The sequence below is a fragment of the bacterium 336/3 genome, from assembly GCA_001281695.1.
Taxonomy (GTDB): domain Bacteria; phylum Bacteroidota; class Bacteroidia; order Cytophagales; family Thermonemataceae; genus Raineya.
In genome coordinates this window covers 2751521-2774553 of the sequence record LJIE01000001.1, presented here as the reverse complement: position 1 = coordinate 2774553, position 23033 = coordinate 2751521, and the positions used below count along the sequence as shown (strand labels likewise).

The window sequence follows — 23033 nt, the reverse complement described above, 5'->3', positions numbered from 1 at the left end:
TTAAAAAGGAATTTATCATAAAAATAAACTATGAGATATTTAGTTTTTATTTTCTATTTTATTGTTTTTCAGTCTTTTGCTCAAAATTCAGTACTCAGTTCGGGTAATTGGTATAAAATAGCCATTACAGAATCTGGAATACATAAACTTACTGCTCAAAATCTTCGTGATTTAGGAATCAATATAAATGAAATCAATCCTAAAAACATTGCTATTTATGGTAATGGAGGAGGTATGTTGCCACAAGCCAACAATACTGCTCGTATAGCCGATTTACAAGAAAACTCTATTTTGGTAGCAGGTGAAGAAGACGGCAGATTCAATGATTCCGATTATATCCTTTTTTATGCTCAAGGAGCTAATAAATGGAATTATAATGCTTCTAATCAAAGATTTATACACGAAAAAAATCTGTATGATGATAAAAACTATTATTTTATCACTATTAAAAGTTCGCAAGGGTTTCGTGTTCAAACACAAAATTCTGTAGCAGGAGCAACACAAACCATCAATACATTTGATGAATATTTTTTTCATGAAAAAGATGAAAAGAATATTTTGAGTCAAATTGGGCGAGGTGGTTCAGGAAGAGAATGGTATGGAGAATTTTTCAATGGCTCTAATCAAGTACAAGTCAATAATTATAATGTAGAGGGTATTGTGGCTGGCTCAAACCTGATTTTTACATCATCAGTTTTAAGTCAGGCTTTTTCCAATTCTACTTTTCAGGTAAACATCAATGGAAACACAGTTGGTACACATAATGTATCAGCTATTATAGATGCTACTTATGCAAGTAAAGGAGCTATCGGAACAGAAACATTTGTAATCAATAGTAATCAACTGCCACAGTTACCACAACTTAACGTAACTTATAGTTATAGCCAACAAGGAACAGGTACAAGAGGATATTTGAATTATTTTAGAGTACAATATGAAAAGCAACTTCAATTGTATGGAAATCAAACAAAATTTCAGTCCATCAAAAGTTTAAATGCTGGTATTTCAAATTTTACAGTAGGTAATACAGATGGAAATTCAAGAATTTGGGACATTACAAGCCCGTTAAATCCTGTAAATCAAGAATATAATTTATCTGGTAATCAAGCTGTTTTTGGAGTAAATACAAATACTTTGAAAGAATTTGTAGTATGGCAAGGAGCAGACTTTCCAAGTCCACAGCTTGTTGGAGGAATGGAAAATCAGAATTTGAGAGCATTGAATCCTGCAAACTTAATCATCATTACACATCCCAATTTCAGAGAACAAGCAGAACAGTTAGCCAGTTTTAGAAGAGACTATGATAAGCTATCTGTAATGGTGGTAGATGTATTTCAAATATACAATGAATTTTCATCAGGTAAACAAGATGTATCAGCCTTGCGAGATTTTGTAAAACACATCTATCAAAAGAACCCAACAGAAGTGAAATATTTATTACTTTTCGGGGCTGCTTCTTACGATTATAAAAATCGTTTAACTAATAATACCAATTACATTCCTATTTATGAGTCAAGAGAGTCGTTGCATCCTATTTATAGCTACTCATCGGATGATTATTTTGGATTTATGGAAGCAACAGAAGGAGAATGGCTAGAAACATTCAATAATGTTCCTACTTTCGACCATACCATAGATGTTGCTGTGGGACGTATACCTGCCCGAACAGCTCAAGAAGCTCAGGATGTAGTAGATAAACTGATTCATTATACCAATAAAGAAACTTTAGGTAGCTGGCGAAAAAATGTAGTTTTTTTGGCTGATGACGGAGATGTAAACCAACACCAATCTGATGCAGATAAATTGACAGACAAGGTAGAAACAGTTTATTCTAATTATAATATTGAAAAAATCTATTTAGATGCATTTCAGCAAGTTAGTACAGGAGGGAGTGAACGTTCGCCTGCTTGTAAAGATGCTTTTACAAAATCTATTGAAAAAGGTGCTTTGATTATCAATTACACAGGACATGGTGGAGAAGTTGGTTGGATGCAAGAAGAAGTCTTGAGGACCCCCGACATCAAAACATGGAAAAATTATAATCATTTGCCTCTTATGATTACAGCAACCTGCGAATTTGGTAGATATGATGAGCCTTCCATTGTTTCAGGAGCTGAAGTAGCTGTTTTACAACCTAAAGCAGGAGCAATAGGCTTAATAACCACGACTAGACCAGTATTTTCAAGTACCAATTTTATACTCAATACTCAAATCTATAATTTTATTTTTGAACCTATTTCAGGAAAAATGCCTCGATTGGGAGATGTGATGCGTTTGACTAAAAATAACAGTTTAAGTGGTTCTATCAATAGAAATTTCTCGTTATTGGGAGATCCTTCCATGCGTTTGGCTTATCCAAAAGAAAATATAGTTATTACAAAACTCAACAACAAAGATATATTAGTATCTCAGGATACTCTTAAAGCATTGAGTAAAGTAACCATTGAAGGCGAAATTAGAGATGAAAATGATGCCATTATCCCTAATTTTCAAGGTGTTTTGGAAACCATTATTTTTGACAAACTAAACTTAAAAACTACTCTTGGAACGCAGTCATCTCCTAAATTTAATTTCTCTACACGAGAAAATAGACTGTTTAATGGAAAAGCAAGTGTGAAGAATGGGAAGTTCTACTTTGAAACGGTTATTCCCAAAGATATTGTTTATGCTTATGGAGAAGGAAAAATAAGCTTTTATGCCTCTGATACCACTCAAAACAGAGATGCTGGCTCAGGAAAAACAGATATAATTGTAGGAGGGAGCAACGCAAACCCTATAGCAGACAATACACCTCCAAAAATACGTTTGTTTATGAATGATACTACATTTGTAGATGGTGGGCTTGTGGGACAAAACCCTATTTTGCTAGCAAAAATCTATGATGAAAATGGTATCAACATTTCATCAGCAGGGGTAGGACATGATATTACAGCTTATTTGAACGATAGCACAACCTCTCCAAGAATTTTAAATAATTTTTATACTGCAAACATAGATACCTATAAAAGTGGAGATGTATTGTATCAGTTTAGAAGTTTACCCAATGGCAACTATACACTTACACTCAAGGCATGGGATACTTATAACAATTCAGCAGAAGAAAAAATTAGTTTTATAGTAGCCTCAACGGCTCAAATGGCCCTTAAGAATGTGTTTAATTACCCTAATCCATTTAGTGATAAAACAATTTTTAGTTTTGAACATAATAGATTTGAAGAAGATTTGGAAGTTGAAATACAAATCATAAATTCGCAAGGGAAAAAAGTATGGGAAGCAAAAAAAGCTTTGGAGGCAAATACTTCGGTAGTAAGACAACTAGAAATCGTTTTAAAAGAAAATGGCACGGATTTTGCTAATGGAGTCTATATTTACCGCATTTCCGTTCGTTCTCTAAAAGATAACAGCCAAAATACAGTTACCAATCGGCTTGTAATATTGAAGCAATAAAGCATAGTAAATCAAATAAGTACAAAAAAATATATTTTCAATCCTAAAAAATACAACCTTATGGAATGAATTTTACTAAATATTTGTATTTTTGTAAAATTTCTAATTAATAATTCAATGAAAAAAATAATTTTCTTTTGCTTTACAATCACTTTAAGTAGCTTATCATTTTTATCATCGGCTCAGGTGGATACAACAGGACGTCGCCCTATTACAACGGCAGTTCCTTTTCTTCAAATCTCTCCTGATTCTCGTGCTGCTGGGATGGGGGATGCTGGTAGTGCAGTTTCTGCTGATGCAAATGCTACTTTTTGGAATCCAGCAAAAATAGCTTTTTCTGATAAAAATATAGGTGTAGCCTTGTCATATACTCCTTGGTTACGCCAACTTGTAAATGATATGTCTATTTCTTATTTAAGTGGTTATTATAAATGGGATGACAGACATGCTGTAACACTTGCAATGACTTATTTTGACTTAGGTGATATTAATTTTACAGATGCTCAAGGTAATGGTATTGGAGATTATAGACCTAGAGAATTTGCGATTCGTTCACATTATTCTCGCAGATTGACAGATAATTTAGGACTTGCTGTAGGAGCATTCTTTGTAAATAGTAATATTGCGAACCTTTACTTTACATCAAGTGGTTCAACAGGACAGGCTCGTGCAGGTGTAACAGGTGGTGTAGATATTTCTGCTTTCTATAATAAAAAAGATTTGAATATTGGTGGTTTACAAACAGATTTGGCTTTTGGTGCAGCTATTTCAAACTTAGGAGCAAAAATATCTTATACAGGTGAAAATCAAAGAGATTTTATCCCTACCAACCTACGTTTAGGTGGTGCTGGTACTGCTCAAATTGATGAGTTTAATAAAGTTACATTGGCTTTGGATCTGAACAAATTACTTGTTCCTTCTCCTCCCTTAAGAGATTCGCAAGGAGTTATTGTGAGTGGTAAAAATCCTCGTGATATAAGTCTTTTGAGTGGTATTTTCTCTTCTTTTAGTGATGCCCCTGATGGTTTCAAAGAAGAAATGCAAGAGTGGATGGTCAATATTGGAGGTGAGTATAATTATAATGATATGTTTATGGCTCGTTTGGGTATGGCTTTAGAAAATAAAAACAAAGGTGATAGAAAATATGCTACTGTTGGTATTGGAGCGAGATATCAGATATTTGGATTAGATGCAGCTTACATGATTCCTTTCAAAAAAGGAAATCCTCTTGCAGAAACATTCCGTATTACTTTATCTTTAAATTTTGGAGGCAAACAGACAGCTTCTGCAACACCTGATACAGATTCTACAAATTAAGAGAAAAATTAAATCTTTTATAAAGACAACAAGGAGGCTAGCCCTCCTTGTATTTTTTTAAGACTTACCTCATACATTTATGTTTGCAATTATACAACGTAAAATAAAAAAATGGTTTGAACCTAAACTTGTTTTAGAAATTAAACCACTCAAAGAGCAGATTCATGTGGGTACAGAATATGGTGGTTATACCTTACCAATCAAACTCTTGAATGAAAACTCTATTTACTATGCAGTAGGAGCAGGGGAAGATATTTCTTTAGATATTGAAATTGCTAATAAATATAATCCTCATGTTTTTATATTTGACCCAACTCCAAGAGCCAAAGCTCATTTTGATACGCTTAAAGAAAATACAACCAAAGGAATTCTAACACCTTTGTATAAAAACTATACATATCCAACTACTCCAACTACTTTTCAAAAAATAAATTTTGAACTTTTAGGGCTTTGGAACGAAAAAACAACCATGAAATTTTTTGTTCCTGCCAACGAAACGCATGTTTCTCATTCGTTGCTTAATATGCAAAGTACCGAAAAATATATTGAAGTACAGGTAGATACACTTGAACATCTCATGCAAGAAAGAAGCCATCAAACTATTGATATGCTTAAAATGGATATAGAAGGGGCAGAATTTGCAGTAATTGATGATATTCTTGATAAAAAATTAGATGTAAAACTGATTTGTCTGGAATACCATAGGCAAGGAGAAAAACCCATTGAAAAAATACAAGAAAGCATCAATAAACTGCTGAAAAACAATTATATCGCTATTCAAGGAGATAAAAATATGTTGACGTTCTCGTTTTTGAGAAAAGATGTGTATGATCGTTTAAAATAAGTTTTTACTTCAATATTTGACTATAAAGATTTCACATAGTCTGTGAGTAAGGTAAAAACCTCTTTGTATTTGGTAAGGGGCAATGTTTCAGGCTTGTCATAAACATCGTGATACGCCTTGATACCTCCCATAGTATAAATAAAAAAAGCTTTTACTCCTTTTTCAGAAAAGAAATAATGGTCGGAATTGGCTGCTTTTCCACGTTTAACAACCTTTGGAAGCAATTTTTTAGCATCATTGAGTTCTACAAATTTCTGAAAATCTTTCTCGAAAACAGCCCCATTAACAATCGTAATGCCTTCATCTCCAGTACCTACCAAATCTAAATTGATAAGAACTTTTATCTTTTTCAAATCGAAAACTGGGTTTTCTGTATAAAATTTAGAGCCTATTAGTCCTGCTTCTTCAGCAGCAAAAGCCATAAAAACAACAGTATAAGCAGGTGGATTTTGGGCATAATAATGAGCAAGTTCCATCAGCATACTGATTCCGCTTGCGTTGTCATTTGCACCAATAAAACAAGCTCCACCCATGTTGCCCAAGTGGTCGTAATGCCCTGTAAAAACTACCATGCTATCAGATTTGGAAGTGCCCTGAATGTAGCCAATGATATTCTGCGTTTGGTATTTTTCAATAAATTTAGCCCTAATGTTATAACTGATTTTCTTGGCTTTGTAGTCCCAAGATGAACGGAGAGCCATGACTTCAGCTTTTTCATCTTGATTTGTTGAAACGCTGGCAGTCAGTTTATCGTGCAGAGAAACCCAAAGAATCGTTTCATGGAGTATTTTTTGGGTTTCTTGAGAATTAAGTTTTGAGAATTGTTTTTCGTATTTAGCTGGATACACAAAAGCTTTTTTTCTAAAGTCTTGTTTGAAAAAAGCCGATTTCCTTTCAGGATTATCAAATATTAAAGTATCCAAGTAAATAATGGAAGCTTTGCCAAATACAGAAGGCGAACCACTACCTACAATAAAATCTTCTCCAATTTTTAATTTCTTTTTTCCTAAAGAAATCTGAATGGGTTGTGGAAATGTATTAACACTCAAATTAAATGGCTGAAAATAAGAATTATTAAAAGTTTTTAAACCTATTTTTTGCCATTCTTGAGCTATCCATTGAGCAGCAATCGAATCGCCTTTGCCTACATAGCCTCGTCCATTAAATTTAGGAGAACAAAGAGTCATTAAATTACTTTTTACTCTTGTAATATCTTGAGCAAGAGAATTTTGTAAAATAACAAATAGACTAACCAGTAAAATAGATTTTCTACACATAGTTACAATTTGATTTTTGAAACTATAAATTTTCCTTTGGAGTATGCTCATTCTGAATCTCTTGTTCATTCTGTTCAATATACTCATCTTCTGTCTTTTTGGGCTTTTGCTCATCAAAAGAAATAAGTAACGCAGGTAAAATAGTAAGGTTTGTAAGCAATGCTACAAACAATGTAATGGAAGTAAGTGAACCCAAAGCGATTGTTCCACCAAACTCTGAAGCAATAAAGGTAGCAAAACCAGCAAACAGTACCACAGAAGTATAAATCATGCTAAAGCCTGTTTCTCTGATACTGACCATAACAGCATGAATATGATCTGTATCCTCATCCAATTGCATTCTATAATGAGCTAAAAAGTGAACAGTATTGTCTACGGCAATTCCAAGGACAATACTAAAGATAATCATGGTACTTGGTTTGAGAGGGATTCCCAAAAAACCCATCAGACCTGCTGTTACAAGCATGGGTATAATGTTGGGAATCAGAGATATAATGATAATTTTGAGGTTGGTAAACAGAAATGCATGAGCAATAGCTACTAAAAATATAGCCATGAGCATCCCTGAAAGCAAACTATCTATCAAATATTTATTGCCTTTTACAAAAATAGCAGATGTGCCTGTAATAGAGACTGTTGCATCAGTATTCTTAAAGATTTCATCAATAGCAGGGCGAACCTGTGTATTGATAAGTTTTGCCATTTCAATAGAACCCACATCCGCTACTTTAAAAGAAATTCTCATTTTCTGTTCTAAGGAATCAACAAAAAAGCGTGAAATATTATCTTGTCCATCAACGGGTTTTGAAATATATTTTTCTAAGAAAACAAAATTTCTGGCATCAGGAAGTGCATAAAAAGCAGAATCTCCATTAAAATATACCTGATTGATGCTTTTTAGATAATCTACAATAGATAGAGGTTTTCCAATTTCTGGAAGGCGAGCCAATCTTTTTTCTAAAGAATCTATTTTAGGCAATAAACCCTTTTTTCTTAACCCTTTAGGTCTTTTAGTATCAACCACAAGCTCTAAAGGCATAATACCTTTAAAATTAGATTCAAAGAATTTCAAATCACTTCTTACACCACTGGTTTCAGGGAGGTCATCAACTAAATATGCAAGAGGTTTGAGTAAAAACATTCCTCCAATACTAATAATCACAGCAATAATATTAACAGCATAAATGGTTTTACGTCTTTTGAGAGACAATCGAACCAAAAACTCCAATATTTTTTTCATGTACTTAAACTCCAAATGCTCCACAGATTTGGTATTGGGAGCAGGTAAGTACGAATAAAAAATAGGAATGAGTAAAATGCTCAAAACAAATGTAATACAAGTGTTTAAACTAATTACAAGACCAAATTCTGATAAAATCTCTACATTACCAAATACAAAAACAATGAAACCAATGGCTGTTGTAACGTTTACAATGACAGTTACAAACCCAATTTTAACAATCACATTTTTAAGGGCAATATTTTTATCCTGATAATCTAGATATTCTTGTTGATACTTGTTAATCAAGTAGATACAATTTGGAACGGCAATGACGACCAAAATAGGAGGCATTAGACCTGTAAGGGCTGTGATCTGATAATTGAGTAAGTCCATTGTACCCAAAGACCACAAAACAGCAGCTACAATCACCAAAAAAGCTATGAGAACGGGCTGCCAAGACCTAAAGAAAATCAGCATAACCACACAAGTAACAGCAATTGAGATGAATAAAAACAATTGTAATTCATTTTTGACTTTGCCTGTTACGATACTGCGTACATAAGGTAAACCTCCAAAATGGACTTTTACACCAGTTTCTTTTTCAAATTTTTCTGCAAGAGCTATAATTTTTGGAGTAAGAGCAAGTCTTTTGGCAGAATTGAGATAATCTTTTTCTATAGTAATACCAACAAGAGTAGCCAAATTATTTTTGTTGAATAACTGCCCTTCATAGAGTTTAATATTTCTGATAACAGCCAAATTTTTATCCAATTCGGCTTGTGTTGTAGGCATCTGATTAAAAATGGGGCGAGAATAGAAGCGTTTGAGGGAATCATCTTTCATGATTTCTTTGAGAGCAGCCAATGAAAGAACCTGATTGACACCTTCTATTTTACCTAATTCTTGGCAGAATTGATAATATTTCTGAAAAACACCGATTTCATAAATTTTTTTATCATGGAAGCCCAAAGCAAACACATTTCCATCTTCTCCAAAGGTTTTCTTAAAATTTCTGAAAAGAATCATGTCTGAATCTGTTTCAGGAACTACAGGTGTATATTCGTATTTTAAAGTTACTTTGGTAGCCAGAAACCCCATTCCAACAGTAGAGATAATAACTATAATAAGAATAGGTAAACGATACTTTAAAATAAAATCAGCAAATTTTGACCAAATATCTTTAATTGAACGTAACCTTCTGAGAAATACCTGCATGAATATAATATATTATAACAATAAAAAACGTTGCAAACTTACACTTTAAAACCAAAAAACAGAAATTTTTAAAAATAAAAAGAAGGTTTCTATAAAATAAAAAAGAAACCTTCTTTGAGAAAACAAATATTTTATACTATTGATTTTTAAGCATCCATTCTGCAATTTCTTTCCAGTTTTTACCCAATACAGAACGCCCCATAAATAAACCAATATGTCCAGCCTGTGCAAGCCCTTTGCCAATATTAGCTTTAGGTGTACCAATATACTTCTCAGCATCAAATACTTGTTCAGGAAGGGTAATATCATCTTTGTCGCCAGCCAACAGGTACATAGGACATTTGATATCTTTTGGACTTACATTTCTACCCAAAGCTACAAACTGGTCATTTACAAAGTTATTATTTCTGAAAAGCTCATCAATAACCTGCTCATACCACTTACCAGGTAAATTGATGGTGTTTTCGTACCAAATTTCAAAATTTTCGTAACGCTCAAGACCAGCCTCATCATTTTTAGCACCTTTTACCATTTTATATAAATTCTGGTATTTTTCGATATAATGTTGCATAGGATTCATATTCTTGAAACCTTGCACCATCATCTTACCATCCATTACACCTTGCCCCATTTTCACTAAATTCTTAAAAAATGTAGGATTGGCATTATCAACCGTATTTTCAAGGTGTCCATCTCCAGCTTTGGTATCGAATGGAGAGCCTGCAATTACCAAAGTTTTTACTTTTTGAGGGAAGCGAGCTGTATAAATAGAGCCAAACCAACCACCTTGACACAAGCCAATCAAATTCACATTATCACCAATATCATCTACAAATACATCTACTTGAGCCAAATAATCATCAATATCATAATATTGCATTTCTTTAGTGGCACTATGATAATCCAAACTGTACACATTTGGAATGCCATAATCCATCAAGTGGCGTATTAAACTTTGTTTTTCTGAAAAATCTGCAATGGTGGAATAATGTCCTGCAAATGGAGGAAGTACCAAAGTAGCAGACTTTGTTTTGTCTATGATAGGAGAGAACTGCCTCAAATCAAAGCATTTAAGTTTGCCAACTACCACATTGGGAGTAGTCCATTCTGGTTTTTTATTCAGAGCTACTGTCGCATAATCCATAAACTCTTTGAAATCCAAAAGATGTTGAGACATTTCCAAAACTGCGTCAGCAGTATTGCGGATAGGTTTTTGTAAATCAGCACTATCCAAATAATTTTGGATAGATTTATTTACTTCCTCTGAGCTTTTTTCCATAAAAGCCTTGCTCAAATCTTGCCACCATTGTTGCCACTCACCAAACTGCGAAGCTGAAAATAGTTCAAATGGATTTGAATTTGCTTTTTTAGAAGAATTAAATTTTTCACTCCATTGTTCTTGCCATTTTTCAAAGAAAGAACTATTAAAGAAATTGCCAAAAGGAGTCAATTCTCTTTCATTTGATTCTTTGGTATGGTTGTTACTTCCATTGACAGAAGAATCTTTTTTAGTAGTTTTAGTGCTTTTAGTTTCCATTTCTATGAAAAGTTAGTTGATACAAATATACAATTTTGAATAACAAGGATGTTAAGAGAAAATCAAATTTTTAAACACCCATAATATGATAGCCACCATCTACATAAAATACATCTCCAGTAATGTATTGAGCTTCTTCAGAAACTAAAAAAGCTGCCATTTTACCTACATCTTCAATAGTAGGCAATCGTTTGAGAGGGGTGGTTTCTTCTGTTTTTTTCATTAATTCATCAAAATTTGCTAAGCCTCCTGCTGCTCTTGTAGCAATTGTGCCTGGCGAAATAGCATTGACATTGATACCTTTTTCGCCCAACTCAAATGCCAAATACCTGACAGCACTTTCTAAGGCTGCTTTTACAGGTCCCATAATAGCGTAGCTCTGAACTACTTTTTCTGAACCATAATAACTCATAGCAAGTAAAGAGCCTTGCCCTACAGACAAAAGAGGTTCTGAGTGATGAGCCAGCCTAATAAATGAGTGGCAACTCACATCCATTGCCAATTTAAAGCCTTCTAAAGAGCAATCAAGCAATCTTCCTTTTAAATCTTCGAGAGGAGCAAAAGCTATTGAATGAATAAGAAAATCCAATTTGCCCCATTTCTGCTTAATTTCCTCAAAAACTTTAACGACTTCCTGCTCATTTTGTACATCCATCTGAGCAATAATTTCAGCATTTACTTCCTCTGCAAGTGGTCGCACAAACTTTTCAGCCTTTTCGTTGAGATAAGTAATGGCTAAACTTGCTCCATGTTGAGCTAAAGTTTTGGCACATCCATAAGCAATTGATTTGTCGTTGGCTACTCCAACAATCAGTCCTTTTTGATTTGATAAATCGAGCATAAAGTTTGGTGTTTCTTTGTGTTAAAGCTACATAAGATTTTCAATATGCTCTATGAGTTAAGTCAGTGAAAAAGAATATAATAATCACCAAAACCATTTTTTTTCAATAGCTATTTTAGTAGCTTCTTGTTTGTTTTTTACGTGAAGTTTCTCAAATATATTTTTTACATGTGTTCTTACAGTTCCATAGCTAATAAAGAGACGTTCACCAATTTCAGGATATGAAATGCCTTCTATTACTAACTGCAAAATCTCCATTTCCCTATTGGTAAGGCTTGTTTCTTGCTGTGTTTTTTTTGCTTGTGGTGGAGAAACACTAAAAAAGTTAAGAGCTTTTCGGGCTATGGAAGGAGACATTAAAGAGCCTCCAGCTTTTAGAATTTCAATAGCTTCAAAGATTTTCTCAATTTTCTCATCTTTAAGTAAATAGCCTCCAGCTCCTGATTTGATAGCCTCAAAAATTTTTTCATCATTGTCAAAAACTGTTAGCATCAAAACTTCTATTTGTGGAAATCGCTCTTTGAGACGGGCAGTTGCTTCAATTCCATTCATCTTATCCATTTCAATATCCATCAAAATCACTTCAGGAATATTATCCAATGTAGTTTTCTCTAATTTTTCAAGAACTTCTTTCCCATTTGAGGCTGTAAATACTACTTCTAAAGTGTCGTAGCGTACAATCCTCTCTAAAAGATTTTGAAGTAGTTTATAATTATCCTCAACAACTGCAATGCGTATCATAGGTAGTAAGTTTTAGAGTGTTTGGGATAAGAAAATTGGATAAAAAGCATCATATAACCTATACGCTGAAAGGCGTATTTTTTATAAAGATAAAAAATTTTGAAAAACTATAGAAATTACCGAAATTGGCTATTATTTTTAAATAAAACTATATGAAAATTAACCTCATTTTGAAATTTTTAGTATTAGTAGCTATTTTCACATTTTCTTGTAAAAAGAAATCAGAGCCTACACCCAAAGATTTATTAACTGCTCATATCTGGATAGGGGTGAATCTGAATTATAATGTAAATACCTTTGGTTTTTCAGATGCTCAGATTGTAAATACGGACTCAACAGCTGTGGAATTTACAAAAGATAACATAGTTATTTTTTATACCAGAGATGTAAATACAGGCTTGCTTACAGAAAGAAATAGACAGACTTATACATTAAGTTCTGATAGTAAAAAAATAGAAATTTCAAGTACAGATGGTTTGCTAAGTCCTGAAATACAGGCATCTTTATCTGTTTTTGGGATAACTGTTCCGACAAGCATCAATATTGAAAAGATTACAACAACTGAACTCATTTTAAAAGGTTCATTACAACAAAATATCAACATTCCTCAACTACCAATTCCTGTTCCTCTTACAGCTAATTATACATGGACTTACAGAAATTAAAGTAATAAAAAAGGTCTGAATTGAGTTCAGACCTTTTTTATTATAATGAAAATTCTTTTGCTATCAGTTTCATTTTAGTTCTAACAGAAGCATCAATTTGCTTATCGTTATCGAATGTGATTGTAAAACCACCAATCAAATCAGGATTCACTCTTTCTTTGAGTTTGATAGTCTTTCCAGTAGATTGTTCAATCAGTTTGATAACTTTACTACGAAAATCATCTGTAATAGGTGCAGCAGAAGTAAGAGTTACTCTTAAAATGCCTTTAAAATTTTCGTAAAGTGTTTCAAATTCTCTAGCTGCTGCGTACAAAACTTCTTCTCTGTTCTTTCTTGCAATAATTTCAAAAAAACTCATTGTAAGAGAGCTTAATTTCCCAGTAAATATTTTCTTTAAAATAACCTGCTTATCATAACTATACATGATAGGGTTACGCATAACAGCTTTTAAATGAGGGTTTTCATCAAGAGTTTTTTCAAAAAACTCCATATCATTATACACTTCATCTAATGAGCCTCTTTCATGAGCTAAATCTAAGATAGACTGTGCGTAGCGAATAGCTACACGACGTTCTGACATACTACTGACCATATTGCTTAGTTAGACTTAATTTCGTTAAGAAGTTGTTCTGCTAATGTTTTTTGAGCATCATTGTTTGAAAGCTCTTTTCTGATAAGTTTGCCAGCAATTTCTAAAGAAAGCTTTGAAATTTCTTTCTTCATTTCAGCCATTGCGGATTTCTTCTCACTACTGATAAGCTGACGAGCTTCCTCTAAAATTTTATTAGCTTCTTTTGTTGCATTTTCTTTTGCTTCCTCTACCAATTCTTTGGCTGTTTGTTGAGCTTTTTTAAGCATTTCATCTTTTTCTGCACGAGCTTGGTTCAAAAGTTTTTCGTTATCAGCAGAAATTTTAGCCATTTCTGATTTTGCTTTTTCGGCAGAAGCAAGAGCATCAGTAATAGAAGCTTCACGTTCTTTGATACCTTGTAAAATAGGCTTCCATGCAAATTTACCCAATACAAATAGCAAAAGTAAAAAGACTATGGCTTGCCAAAAAATTAAACCAAGTTCTGGGGTAATAAGATTAAGTAACATAATGAGTAGCGTAAATTGTAAAATTATTGAATAATAATAACTCCTAATTTCTAATGTTAAACTGTAAAAACTTCTGCTTTAGCCAATCGCTAAAACAGAAGTTTTGTGTGTGCTTAGGCTACTTTCAAAGCCATTAACAAACCAACTACTACGCCGAATAGAGCAGCACCTTCAATCAAGGCAGCAGCAACGATCATAGCACCTTGGATTTTGCCACTTGCTTCAGGTTGACGAGCAATAGCGTCCATAGCCTGACCACCGATACGACCGATACCCAAACCAGCACCTAATACAGCCAAACCAGCAGCTAAACCAGCTCCGATACCTGCAATCTCTGCTAAAAGCACTAAAAGTTGTAACATAAAAATTGAAATTAAGGGTTAAACAAAAAGGTTTTAAATTATATTATCGTCTGTCGTTTATATTATCTTTCCAAAGTAATTTCAAAGAATTGAAGTAATCATCACCAAAACTAATGACTCTTACTGTATCAAAACTAAATTCGTAGTCAAATTCACTATCAAGTAAGCCTTGTGGGTCAATAGAACTAATAAAAAAAGTATCTTCCTCTTGCTTTACTTCTCGTATTTTCCCAAAAAAGGTTTCACCTTCTATATCATCTTGAAAACCAACTATTTCATAATTATCTTCTACCCATTTCATAATCTCTTGGGTTGTTCCAAAAGTGAAATTTTGAGGTATTTGAGACTCATATTTTTTTAATTTGAGAACACGCTCTATTTGATAAGCTTCTGAATCACGTTCTCTTTTAACGATTTCATTTTTATTTAAAACTTTGAAGCCATCTATAATATAGTCTAATGGTAAAGTTTGAATAAGTACCCAATTTGGACTTTCTGCCAAAACAATTCCCCATGTACTATTACTTCCCCAATCTTCAAAGAAAAATTGCTCAACTACAATATTCATCCTATATTTTTATGCGTGATGTACTTCGTGTTTGCCATCATGGTGATGTTCCTCATGATGATGTTCTTCTACTGCTCCACCAAAATACATCGCTGAAAGTAAGGTAAATACATAAGCTTGTAAAAGAGCTACAAATAATTCTAAGCAGTTCATTACTACAGCAAATGCCACACTTACAGGAGCTACTGCATAACTCTTAAACAAAAATATTAGTGAAAGTAAACTCAAAATAATGATGTGTCCTGCGGTGATGTTTGCAAAAAGACGAACCATTAAAGAGAATGGCTTCGTAAATACACCAATCAATTCTACAAGAGGCATAATAGGCACCAAAGTTTTTAACCACCAAGGTACACCAGGAGTATTGAAGATGTGTTGCCAGTAGTATTTATTTGAGCTAAATAAAGTAACAACAAGTGTTAAGATAGCTAAAGTAAATGTAACAGCTATATTTCCTGTAAGGTTAGCTCCACCAGGCATCAAGCCTAATAAGTTGTTAAACCAAATGAAGAAGAATACAGTCATTAAATACGGCATGAAACGCTCATGTTTTTTACCAATATTTGGGACAGCAATTTCATCACGAATAAATACAAAAATAGGCTCAAAGAAGGATTGCATTCCTTTAGGAGCTTTACCAGCATTTTTCTTGTAAGCACCAGCAACACTAAAGAATACTACTAAAAGTAAAATAGCACTTATAAATAAAGAAGCTACATTTTTAGTAACGGAAAAGTCATATAATTTTCCACCATTTTCTAAAGTTATGTGGTCATGAGTCATCACATAAGTACCTTTTTCTCTTTTAAGAACTACAGCGTGTTCTTTTTCTCCCTTTTCATTTGTGATTTCTTTTTTCTCTGCATGATGAAATTCTGAAGAAGAAAATATATCAAGACCATTATCTGTATAAAGGATTACAGGCAAAGGAAGTGTGATATGAGTTTCACCAGCAGTTGCAAAATGCCACTCATGAGAGTCAGCAATGTGATGAAGAATCAAATCTCCAGCATTAAATTCTTTTTCTTCGTGTTGGGCAAAAGTATTAAGCGAAAAAGTAAGCAAAATACCAACTAAAAACAAGCGAATAGCAGCGTACATATCTATATATTGAGACAGAATTAAAAGTTTAAATTTTGGGCTTGTTGCTCTTCTTCAGGGCTTTTTCCTGAATTGGCTCGCAAGTTATATAATAACGAATAAATTTCAAACGATACAAAGCAAAAATATAAAATAAAAAATGTGCCTACAAACAAAAAAGGACTGATAACCCCTTGATAAACAGCAAAAAATATCACACCAATACTTAAAAACATTCTTACAAGCATTGCAGAAAAAAAGAAACCTTGAAAATATTCGGGGTCTTTTGTAAGTCCTTGGCTTGTTATAAATGTGGTCAATATAGATTGTACAGCAAAAAACAAAAGCAAATACCATTTGTATTCGTGTAATAAGGGACTAGCAAGTACAAAATCATCAAGAGCTAATAAAACGGCTAGTAAAACTGTAATCAATGAAATTTGTACTAAATCAGGTATTTTTTTTATCATCTTTTCCTTTTTTGAGATGCTTTAATTTTTTATCATCTACATTCTTATTCAAAAACTCATTGATTTTTTCAATATCAAGTGAGGAAACAATTTCTCCAAAAGCATTGATTTTTATATCAAAACCTTCTAATTCTTTATGAACTTTGGGGAGTTGGTTTTCCGTTTCTTCTGTTTTCTTTTTGCGAGGCATAGTTTTTTAGATTTAAGAATGAGGAAACAAGAGCCAAGAAACATGAAACAAGAATCAAAAATAAACATTTTATCTCAATAGCCTTGCTTTCTGACTCTTGGCTCAAAAAATCTATAATCCCATTACATACGCAAAAATAAGTGGAGCAACAATGGTTGCATCACTTTCTACAATGTATTTGGGTGTATGAATATCCAATTTACCCCAAGTGATTTTCTCGTTGGGTACAGCACCCGAATAAGAACCATAAGAAGTAGTAGAATCACTAATTTGGCAGAAATAGCTCCAAAAGGGAACATCATGCCACTCTAAATCTTGATACATCATGGGTACAACACAAATAGGGAAGTCGCCAGCAATACCACCACCAATTTGGAAGAAACCAACACCTTTACCAGCACTGTTGTTTCTGTACCAATCAGAAAGCCACACCATATATTCAATACCACTTTTCATAGTGGTTGCTTTCACATCATTTTTAATTACATAACTTGCAAAAATATTTCCCATGGTACTATCTTCCCAACCACCTACAACAATAGGCAAATTTCTTTCAGCAGCAGCTACCATCCAGCTATCTTTAGGATCAATTTCGTAGTATTGTTTTAAAACACCACTATTGATCATCTGATACATAAACTCATGTGGTAAATATCTTTCACCATTGGTATCAGCCTTTTTCCAAAGTTCATAAATATGTTTTTGTAATCTTCTGAAAGCTTCTTCTTCAGGAATACAAGTATCTGTTACACGGTTCAAACCTTTTTCCAATAATTCCCATTCTTGTTCTGGTGTAAGGTCTCTATAATTAGGGATACGTCTGTAATGAGAGTGAGCAACCAAGTTCATCAAGTCTTCTTCAAGGTTAGCACCAGTACACGAAATAATATCTACTTTCCCTTGACGAATCATTTCGGCAAGCGAGACACCAAGTTCGGCTGTACTCATAGCACCTGCCAGAGTAACCATCATTTTACCTCCTTCTGCAAGGTGTTTAATGTAACCGTTGGCAGCATCTTTTAAAGCAGCAGCATTAAAGTGTCTGTAATGGTGGTCAATGAACTGAGAAATAGGTCCTTTCATATAAGGGTTTATTTTATGGAGTTTATAATTTTCGGCAAAGATAAAAAAAAACAATTAATTGTAAGTTAAATATAAATTTATATCCTTTATTTTGTTCAAAATTTCTTGGAATTACAATGTTAAAAATTACAAAAAAAATTATTTGGAATATATTAAACTTCCTAAAACTAGGAGCTTATGTACAACTTACCTTAAAAAGTGGGTTAAAAGATGAAGGATGGTTTAAAAGCTTTTATACAAAGCAATCAGTTGATAATCATAAAAAACCTATACCTTGGTTTACTTATAGTGCTATTCATTTTTTACAGAACAGACTAAAACCTCACTTTGATATATTTGAATATGGATGTGGTAATTCTACATTATGGTTAGCTGAAAGAGTAAAATCAGTTGATGCAGTAGAAGGAGATAAAAATTGGGTGGAGTATTTGCGTCCAAAAATGCCTAAAACAGTAACCATTACATATCATTCTGTTCAAGAAGATGAAAATGGTAAATATGCTCAAGCTATTGCAGAAACTTCCAAATTATATGATATTGTAATTGTAGATGGAAGAGATAGAAATCATTGTATTATTCAATCAGAAAAGTATTTAAAAGAGGGAGGAATCATTATTTTAGATAATAGTGATAGACCTGATTATCAGAAAGGTACAGATTTTTTAAATGAAAGAGGTTATAAAAGGATAGATTTTGTTGGAAATACACCAATTGTAGCCATGAATTCCTCTACAACCATTTTTTATCAACCAAATAACTGCTTAGAAATCTAAATAAAAGTTTTAGAATTAATGAATGCTACTCCAAGAGCTTTGGCTTTTTTGTAAACTGGCTCACCTAAATACCCTAAACCTGCTACATCAGACATACAATCTTCTATAATTACCATTTTTTGAACTAGTTCAGGGGCAAAATCAATGGCTTGCTGGATGCTTGTAGCCACACAATGTGATTTGGCTTCACCAGCTACATAAACTTTCTCATATTGCAAAAGACTGTTAATCAGGTTTTTGTTTAATTGAGTTTCTACAACAGTTTCATCAGGAATTTGGGCTGCAAAGATACCAAAATGCTCAGAATATGGGTACATGCCTTTATAAAAAGCAATATAATCTTTTCCTGAAACCTTAGACCAAGCCAGTGTAGCTTGCATAATTCTTTCATCTATAGATGCCCCCAAAGACCCAATCAAACAATGAGGATTCCAAATAAAATGTATGAATTTTCCATCTTTTTCAAGTTTTTCTAAATATTCAAGGCTTTTCTCAGGCTCGAAACGAGCTTTCCATTTGCCTGTACGTACATCTTGGCTTATAATTTGTGTAAAAGGAGTAGGGTGTTTTTTGTGGTTATCTTCCCAAAAACTCGGATGAGCAATATCATTAATGGTGTGATTATCAATGCTTAAAAAAATCTGATGGAGTTGGAAAATATTATTTTGAATAAACTGAGACAATCGTTCCATATCTTTGTCTGCCCCTTGCACATATAAAGCCCCTTTAGGGTTGCAAAAATCATATTGAGCATCAATAATTAGCAGAGCATTTTTTTGCATATATCTAAAATTTTTAAATTAATTTTTGTTAGAAGCAGGAAGTTCTACAAATATTTTATTGACAATTTTCCAAATACCATTGATTTTATATAGAGACAAATAGTCAATAAACAGACGATCACCAAGTTGTATTTTGATTTTTACAACAGCCATTTTTTCTTCTACAATATCCAAAGACAAGATTTTGTAATAACTTTTCTTTTTCTGAGCATCTGTAAAAGGTGTTTTGGTTGCCCAACGCCTCACAACCACATCAAAATTTCTTGTCCAGAGGCTATCTTGAGAGAGCTTATTTTTACCAATCCCTTTCATATGCCCATAATCAAGTTCAAACGATTTCTGTAAAATAACAGAATCATTCTGAATATAGCCTTGAAAATAGTTGTCAAGGGCTTCTTTTATCAGTTTTTTATCCTGAGCCTGTACCAATAATCCAAATGAAAAAAACAAAAAGACGAACAAAACATTTTTCTTCATAAAGTTTTTAAAGTTAAATGAAAGACTCATCCAAATTTAAAGATTTTGGAAAGGGTGCAACAATAAACGAATATTTTTTTTTCCTGAGTATATGAAAAAATACATTTTATAAGGTATTCTTTGGTAAAAATATATTTTTGACTACTTTTGAAACAAAACCAATTATTACCATAATTTTATGACTTCCATTTTAGGAGTAATACCCGCTCGTTATGCTTCCACTCGTTTTCCTGCAAAAGCATTACATGAAATTAAAGGAAAATCAATGGTTCAGCGTGTATATGAGCAGGCTATTCAATCAAATTCTTTATCAAAATTGGTGGTCGCTACGGACCACAAAAAAATTTATGAGCATGTGATTGATTTTGGAGGAGAAGCAATTATGACATCCACCAAACATCCAAGTGGTACAGATCGTTGTTTTGAGGCTCTTCAAAAAATAGAAGGTAGTTTTGACTATGTACTCAATATACAAGGAGATGAGCCATTTATTCAACCAGAACAAATAGATACATTGGCTCATGTTCTGTTAGATAGAAAAGGTGTGGAACTAGCCACACTTATTAAAAAAATAGATGATGATGAAACTTTATTTGACCCTAATGAAGTAAAAGTAGTCATTGATGCTGAATGGGAAGCTGTTTATTTCAGTCGTCACCCTATCCCTTATTTACATCAAATTCCTAAAGAGCAGTGGCTTCAGAAATTTGACTTTTATAAGCATATAGGTATGTATGCTTACAGAAGTGATGTTTTGGAGAAAATTACACAACTTGATCCTTCTAATTTAGAACAAGCTGAGGGCTTAGAACAATTGCGTTGGCTTGAAAATAGTTTTAATATTCGTGTTACTATTACAGATATAGAAAGTTATTGCATTGATGTTCCTGAAGATTTAGAACATCCTGCTATCAAGGAGTTTATAGATGCTTTGAAAAATTAATACTCAATATTAAATTCAACTGATTTGGAGTCTGTTTTAACGATTAATCATTTATCTAAAAATTATGGAAAAATCAAGGCTGTAAACGACTTGAGTTTTTCTGTGCCTAAACAAAGTATCTTTGGAATTTTGGGACCCAATGGAAGTGGAAAAACGACTACTTTGGGAATGGTTTTAGGTGTAATTAATTCAACATCAGGAGATTATAGTTGGTTTGGAGAAAGCCCTAAAGCCTCTTTACGCAGAAAAATAGGAGCAATTTTAGAAACACCAACTTTCTATCCTTACCTTTCTGCTGTAGATAATTTGCTGATTGTTGCTAAAATAAAACAAGCTAACGAAAAAAATATTGAATCAGTACTGAAAACCGTAGGACTTTATGAAAGAAAAGACTATGCTTTTAGTACTTTTTCATTGGGTATGAAACAACGTTTGGCTATTGCAGCAGCCCTGATAGCAGATCCCGAAGTGCTTATTTTAGATGAACCCACCAATGGTCTTGATCCTCAAGGTATTGCAGATATACGAAACTTAATTAGAGATATTGCTAAACAAGGAAAAACCATCATTTTAGCCAGCCATCTTTTAGATGAAGTAGAAAAAGTTTGTAACCACATGATTGTCATGAGGTCTGGAAAGCTTTTGTATGAAGGCAAAGTGGCTGATTTATTGGGTAATCAAAATTCGTTTGAAGTAAAGTCTGATAGCCTTCAAAAACTGGAAGAAGTAGCTAAAAATTGGAATATCATTCATAAAATAGATAAAACAGATACCTCTTTGATTCTTGCTTGTTCTGATGATATAACAGGAGCAAGCCTCAATAAATATTTCTATGAACAAGGTGTTATTTTGTCTCAAATCAATGCCCATCATACAAGTTTAGAGAAGAAATTTTTAGAATTGCTCAACGATTAAAATATGATTCAACTGCTTCAAATAGAGTGGATTAAGTTACGCCGTTATCGTAGTTTTTGGATAATGCTTGCCTTGCATATAGGAGGTATTCTCCTAATAGCTTCTTCTTTTGATTATTTCATGACAAAGTTTATAAAAGGAGAAATAAGAAGGTCAGGAATACCTATTCCAAATTTGCCTATTACAGAGTTTTCAGATGTTTGGATGCATATAACATGGCTCTCGGTTTTTGTACGAGTTTTTTTAGGAATGTTAGTTATCACAATGATTACCAATGAGTTTACTTATAAAACGGCTCGGCAAAATATTATTGATGGTTGGGATAGAAAAGATTTTTTATGGGCAAAAGTTGCTCAAATAATTATTTTAAGTGGTCTATCAACTGTAGTGGTTGCGATAACTTGTACATTTTTGGGCGTAACAAGTAATATAGACTCATTGAGTTACTTTTTTGATAAGATTTATTATTTGGGGGTTTATTTTTTACAAGTATCTGTTTATCTGTGTTTTTGTTTGCTTTTAGGGATACTCATCAGACGTTCTGGGCTTGCTATAGTTTCTTTGATGGGGTATAGTATATTTGAAATTTACTTGCTTGGGAAAACCTACAACAAAGACCATTTAGAATGGCTTACTTATTTTCCTTTCAATACTCCCCTAAACGTAGTTCAACCTTCATTGTCAAAATATATTCCAAATTCTGGTGATTTTGTACAAACAATAAGCTTTATGAGCCTTATTCCAGCCTTTCTATATATTGGGATTTTTATAGGCTTGGTTTATACTTTCCTTAAAAACAAAGACTTGTAAAATACAAAACTTTAGTAAAAAAATAAAAAACTGATTTTTAGTATTTTGCGAAATTTTATGAAAGACAGATTATCTAAAAATTAAAAAAACTTTAAGAGTTTCTACTAATTTTATTATATTCGGCACAAAATGTGATAACTACGTAAACAGTAGTTTTTAGTATAAACCCTTTAATACACACAATTTTAATATGAAAAGACACATTTACACAATATTATTCTTACAAATATTGTCAATAGGTACTACTTATGCTCAATACCAATCAAAAGTTGTAAAGGTAAAGACAGAGGAGTATGAAGGTACAGTGGAAGCTTGTACAAATTGTAAGATTACAGCAGACCCTAATAAGACCTACAAATGGATAAAAGGAGGGAAA

At 33.0% G+C, this 23033-nt stretch carries 23 protein-coding genes and 1 pseudogene (1 of these 24 cut by a window edge); 9 read left to right on the top strand and 15 right to left on the bottom strand.

Annotation, left to right across the window (positions count from 1 at the left end; all coding sequences use genetic code 11):
• Positions 1-30: 30 nt before the first annotated feature.
• The 3 genes from AD998_12895 (at position 31) to AD998_12885 (ending at position 5608) form a co-directional block, all read left to right on the top strand.
• Entirely contained in the window at positions 31-3447 is a 3417-nt protein-coding gene (locus AD998_12895; GenBank protein ID KOY86920.1) for a hypothetical protein, read from the top strand.
• A gap of 117 nt (positions 3448-3564) precedes the next feature.
• Positions 3565-4764: a hypothetical protein gene (locus tag AD998_12890; GenBank protein ID KOY86919.1), complete on the top strand. Its 1200-nt coding sequence runs from the start codon at positions 3565-3567 to the stop codon at positions 4762-4764.
• Positions 4765-4843: 79 nt separating this feature from the next.
• Positions 4844-5608 carry a hypothetical protein gene (locus tag AD998_12885; protein ID KOY86918.1) on the top strand — a complete coding sequence of 255 codons (765 nt, stop codon included), beginning with the start codon at positions 4844-4846 and terminating at the stop codon, positions 5606-5608.
• 20 nt (positions 5609-5628) lie between these two features.
• Here AD998_12885 and AD998_12880 read toward each other — a convergent pair whose 3' ends face one another.
• From AD998_12880 to AD998_12860, 5 genes are all read right to left on the bottom strand, one after another.
• Positions 5629-6885 (bottom strand): hypothetical protein, encoded by a 1257-nt coding sequence (locus AD998_12880; GenBank protein ID KOY88195.1) that lies wholly within the window; start codon positions 6883-6885, stop codon positions 5629-5631.
• Between the two features lie 22 nt (positions 6886-6907).
• Positions 6908-9283 carry a hypothetical protein gene (locus AD998_12875; protein ID KOY88194.1) on the bottom strand — a complete coding sequence of 792 codons (2376 nt, stop codon included), beginning with the start codon at positions 9281-9283 and terminating at the stop codon, positions 6908-6910.
• Between the two features lie 175 nt (positions 9284-9458).
• Positions 9459-10484, bottom strand: a complete 1026-nt coding sequence (locus tag AD998_12870; GenBank protein ID KOY88193.1) for a hypothetical protein — start codon at positions 10482-10484, stop codon at positions 9459-9461.
• Between the two features lie 445 nt (positions 10485-10929).
• Positions 10930-11700 (bottom strand): short-chain dehydrogenase, encoded by a 771-nt coding sequence (locus AD998_12865; protein KOY86917.1) that lies wholly within the window; start codon positions 11698-11700, stop codon positions 10930-10932.
• 84 nt (positions 11701-11784) lie between these two features.
• The gene (locus AD998_12860; GenBank protein ID KOY86916.1) at positions 11785-12441 is read right to left on the bottom strand and encodes a hypothetical protein; all 657 of its coding nucleotides are present in this window, start codon (positions 12439-12441) and stop codon (positions 11785-11787) included.
• A 152-nt stretch (positions 12442-12593) separates the two neighbouring features.
• Between AD998_12860 and AD998_12855 the strand changes: the two genes are divergently transcribed.
• Positions 12594-13106 carry a hypothetical protein gene (locus AD998_12855; protein ID KOY86915.1) on the top strand — a complete coding sequence of 171 codons (513 nt, stop codon included), beginning with the start codon at positions 12594-12596 and terminating at the stop codon, positions 13104-13106.
• A 40-nt stretch (positions 13107-13146) separates the two neighbouring features.
• On the opposite strand, the gene AD998_12850 is transcribed toward AD998_12855, so the two are convergent.
• The 8 genes and pseudogenes from AD998_12850 to AD998_12815 all read right to left on the bottom strand — a co-directional run bounded on the left by AD998_12850 (position 13147) and on the right by AD998_12815 (position 17957).
• Positions 13147-13686 (bottom strand): hypothetical protein, encoded by a 540-nt coding sequence (locus AD998_12850; GenBank protein KOY86914.1) that lies wholly within the window; start codon positions 13684-13686, stop codon positions 13147-13149.
• A 17-nt stretch (positions 13687-13703) separates the two neighbouring features.
• Complete coding sequence (locus AD998_12845) at positions 13704-14204, bottom strand: ATP F0F1 synthase subunit B (GenBank protein KOY86913.1); 501 nt, start codon at positions 14202-14204, stop codon at positions 13704-13706.
• Between the two features lie 113 nt (positions 14205-14317).
• Positions 14318-14566, bottom strand: coding sequence for an ATP synthase F0 subunit C (locus AD998_12840; protein ID KOY86912.1), 249 nt, complete (start codon positions 14564-14566; stop codon positions 14318-14320).
• A 43-nt stretch (positions 14567-14609) separates the two neighbouring features.
• The gene (locus AD998_12835) at positions 14610-15134 is read right to left on the bottom strand and encodes a hypothetical protein (protein KOY86911.1); all 525 of its coding nucleotides are present in this window, start codon (positions 15132-15134) and stop codon (positions 14610-14612) included.
• A gap of 9 nt (positions 15135-15143) precedes the next feature.
• The gene (locus tag AD998_12830; protein ID KOY86910.1) at positions 15144-16235 is read right to left on the bottom strand and encodes an ATP synthase F0 subunit A; all 1092 of its coding nucleotides are present in this window, start codon (positions 16233-16235) and stop codon (positions 15144-15146) included.
• A 20-nt stretch (positions 16236-16255) separates the two neighbouring features.
• Positions 16256-16462, bottom strand: a pseudogene (locus tag AD998_12825) (hypothetical protein).
• 202 nt (positions 16463-16664) lie between these two features.
• Positions 16665-16874 carry a hypothetical protein gene (locus tag AD998_12820; GenBank protein KOY86909.1) on the bottom strand — a complete coding sequence of 70 codons (210 nt, stop codon included), beginning with the start codon at positions 16872-16874 and terminating at the stop codon, positions 16665-16667.
• A 111-nt stretch (positions 16875-16985) separates the two neighbouring features.
• Positions 16986-17957, bottom strand: a complete 972-nt coding sequence (locus AD998_12815; GenBank protein KOY86908.1) for a deoxyhypusine synthase — start codon at positions 17955-17957, stop codon at positions 16986-16988.
• A 116-nt stretch (positions 17958-18073) separates the two neighbouring features.
• On the opposite strand from AD998_12815, the gene AD998_12810 reads away from it, so the two are divergent.
• On the top strand, positions 18074-18730 hold the full coding sequence (locus AD998_12810) for a hypothetical protein (protein ID KOY86907.1): 657 nt from the start codon (positions 18074-18076) through the stop codon (positions 18728-18730).
• Here AD998_12810 and AD998_12805 read toward each other — a convergent pair.
• Entirely contained in the window at positions 18727-19512 is a 786-nt protein-coding gene (locus AD998_12805; protein KOY86906.1) for a nicotinamidase, read from the bottom strand. The genes AD998_12810 and AD998_12805 overlap by 4 nt on opposite strands.
• A gap of 18 nt (positions 19513-19530) precedes the next feature.
• Complete coding sequence (locus tag AD998_12800) at positions 19531-19989, bottom strand: hypothetical protein (protein KOY86905.1); 459 nt, start codon at positions 19987-19989, stop codon at positions 19531-19533.
• Between the two features lie 178 nt (positions 19990-20167).
• Between AD998_12800 and AD998_12795 the strand changes: the two genes are divergently transcribed.
• The 4 genes from AD998_12795 to AD998_12780 all read left to right on the top strand — a co-directional run.
• Entirely contained in the window at positions 20168-20932 is a 765-nt protein-coding gene (locus AD998_12795) for a 3-deoxy-manno-octulosonate cytidylyltransferase (protein KOY86904.1), read from the top strand.
• 24 nt (positions 20933-20956) lie between these two features.
• A complete protein-coding gene (locus AD998_12790) occupies positions 20957-21847 on the top strand; it encodes an ABC transporter ATP-binding protein (protein KOY86903.1) in 891 nt (296 codons plus the stop codon).
• 3 nt (positions 21848-21850) lie between these two features.
• Positions 21851-22657, top strand: coding sequence for a hypothetical protein (locus tag AD998_12785; protein ID KOY86902.1), 807 nt, complete (start codon positions 21851-21853; stop codon positions 22655-22657).
• 357 nt (positions 22658-23014) lie between these two features.
• Positions 23015-23033 carry the beginning of a hypothetical protein gene (locus tag AD998_12780; protein ID KOY86901.1) on the top strand. The gene runs 1307 nt beyond the window's last position, so 19 of the gene's 1326 nt are visible here — the first part of the coding sequence; its start codon is at positions 23015-23017; its stop codon lies beyond the right edge, outside the window.

Excerpts from the sequence above, each read along its gene's own strand:
- AD998_12820 (KOY86909.1), bottom strand. The coding sequence starts at position 16,874 with ATGCCTCGCAAAAAGAAAACAGAAGAAACGGAAAACCAACTCCCCAAA.
- AD998_12815 (KOY86908.1), bottom strand. The coding sequence starts at position 17,957 with ATGAAAGGACCTATTTCTCAGTTCATTGACCACCATTACAGACACTTT.
- AD998_12805 (KOY86906.1), bottom strand. The coding sequence starts at position 19,512 with ATGCAAAAAAATGCTCTGCTAATTATTGATGCTCAATATGATTTTTGC.
- AD998_12785 (KOY86902.1), top strand. The coding sequence starts at position 21,851 with ATGATTCAACTGCTTCAAATAGAGTGGATTAAGTTACGCCGTTATCGT.
- AD998_12830 (KOY86910.1), bottom strand. The coding sequence starts at position 16,235 with ATGTACGCTGCTATTCGCTTGTTTTTAGTTGGTATTTTGCTTACTTTT.
- AD998_12800 (KOY86905.1), bottom strand. The coding sequence starts at position 19,989 with ATGAAGAAAAATGTTTTGTTCGTCTTTTTGTTTTTTTCATTTGGATTA.
- AD998_12890 (KOY86919.1), top strand. The coding sequence starts at position 3,565 with ATGAAAAAAATAATTTTCTTTTGCTTTACAATCACTTTAAGTAGCTTA.
- AD998_12845 (KOY86913.1), bottom strand. The coding sequence starts at position 14,204 with ATGTTACTTAATCTTATTACCCCAGAACTTGGTTTAATTTTTTGGCAA.
- AD998_12855 (KOY86915.1), top strand. The coding sequence starts at position 12,594 with ATGAAAATTAACCTCATTTTGAAATTTTTAGTATTAGTAGCTATTTTC.
- AD998_12810 (KOY86907.1), top strand. The coding sequence starts at position 18,074 with ATGTTAAAAATTACAAAAAAAATTATTTGGAATATATTAAACTTCCTA.
- AD998_12880 (KOY88195.1), bottom strand. The coding sequence starts at position 6,885 with ATGTGTAGAAAATCTATTTTACTGGTTAGTCTATTTGTTATTTTACAA.
- AD998_12895 (KOY86920.1), top strand. The coding sequence starts at position 31 with ATGAGATATTTAGTTTTTATTTTCTATTTTATTGTTTTTCAGTCTTTT.
- AD998_12860 (KOY86916.1), bottom strand. The coding sequence starts at position 12,441 with ATGATACGCATTGCAGTTGTTGAGGATAATTATAAACTACTTCAAAAT.
- AD998_12840 (KOY86912.1), bottom strand. The coding sequence starts at position 14,566 with ATGTTACAACTTTTAGTGCTTTTAGCAGAGATTGCAGGTATCGGAGCT.
- AD998_12795 (KOY86904.1), top strand. The coding sequence starts at position 20,168 with ATGACTTCCATTTTAGGAGTAATACCCGCTCGTTATGCTTCCACTCGT.
- AD998_12885 (KOY86918.1), top strand. The coding sequence starts at position 4,844 with ATGTTTGCAATTATACAACGTAAAATAAAAAAATGGTTTGAACCTAAA.
- AD998_12850 (KOY86914.1), bottom strand. The coding sequence starts at position 13,686 with ATGTCAGAACGTCGTGTAGCTATTCGCTACGCACAGTCTATCTTAGAT.
- AD998_12865 (KOY86917.1), bottom strand. The coding sequence starts at position 11,700 with ATGCTCGATTTATCAAATCAAAAAGGACTGATTGTTGGAGTAGCCAAC.
- AD998_12835 (KOY86911.1), bottom strand. The coding sequence starts at position 15,134 with ATGAATATTGTAGTTGAGCAATTTTTCTTTGAAGATTGGGGAAGTAAT.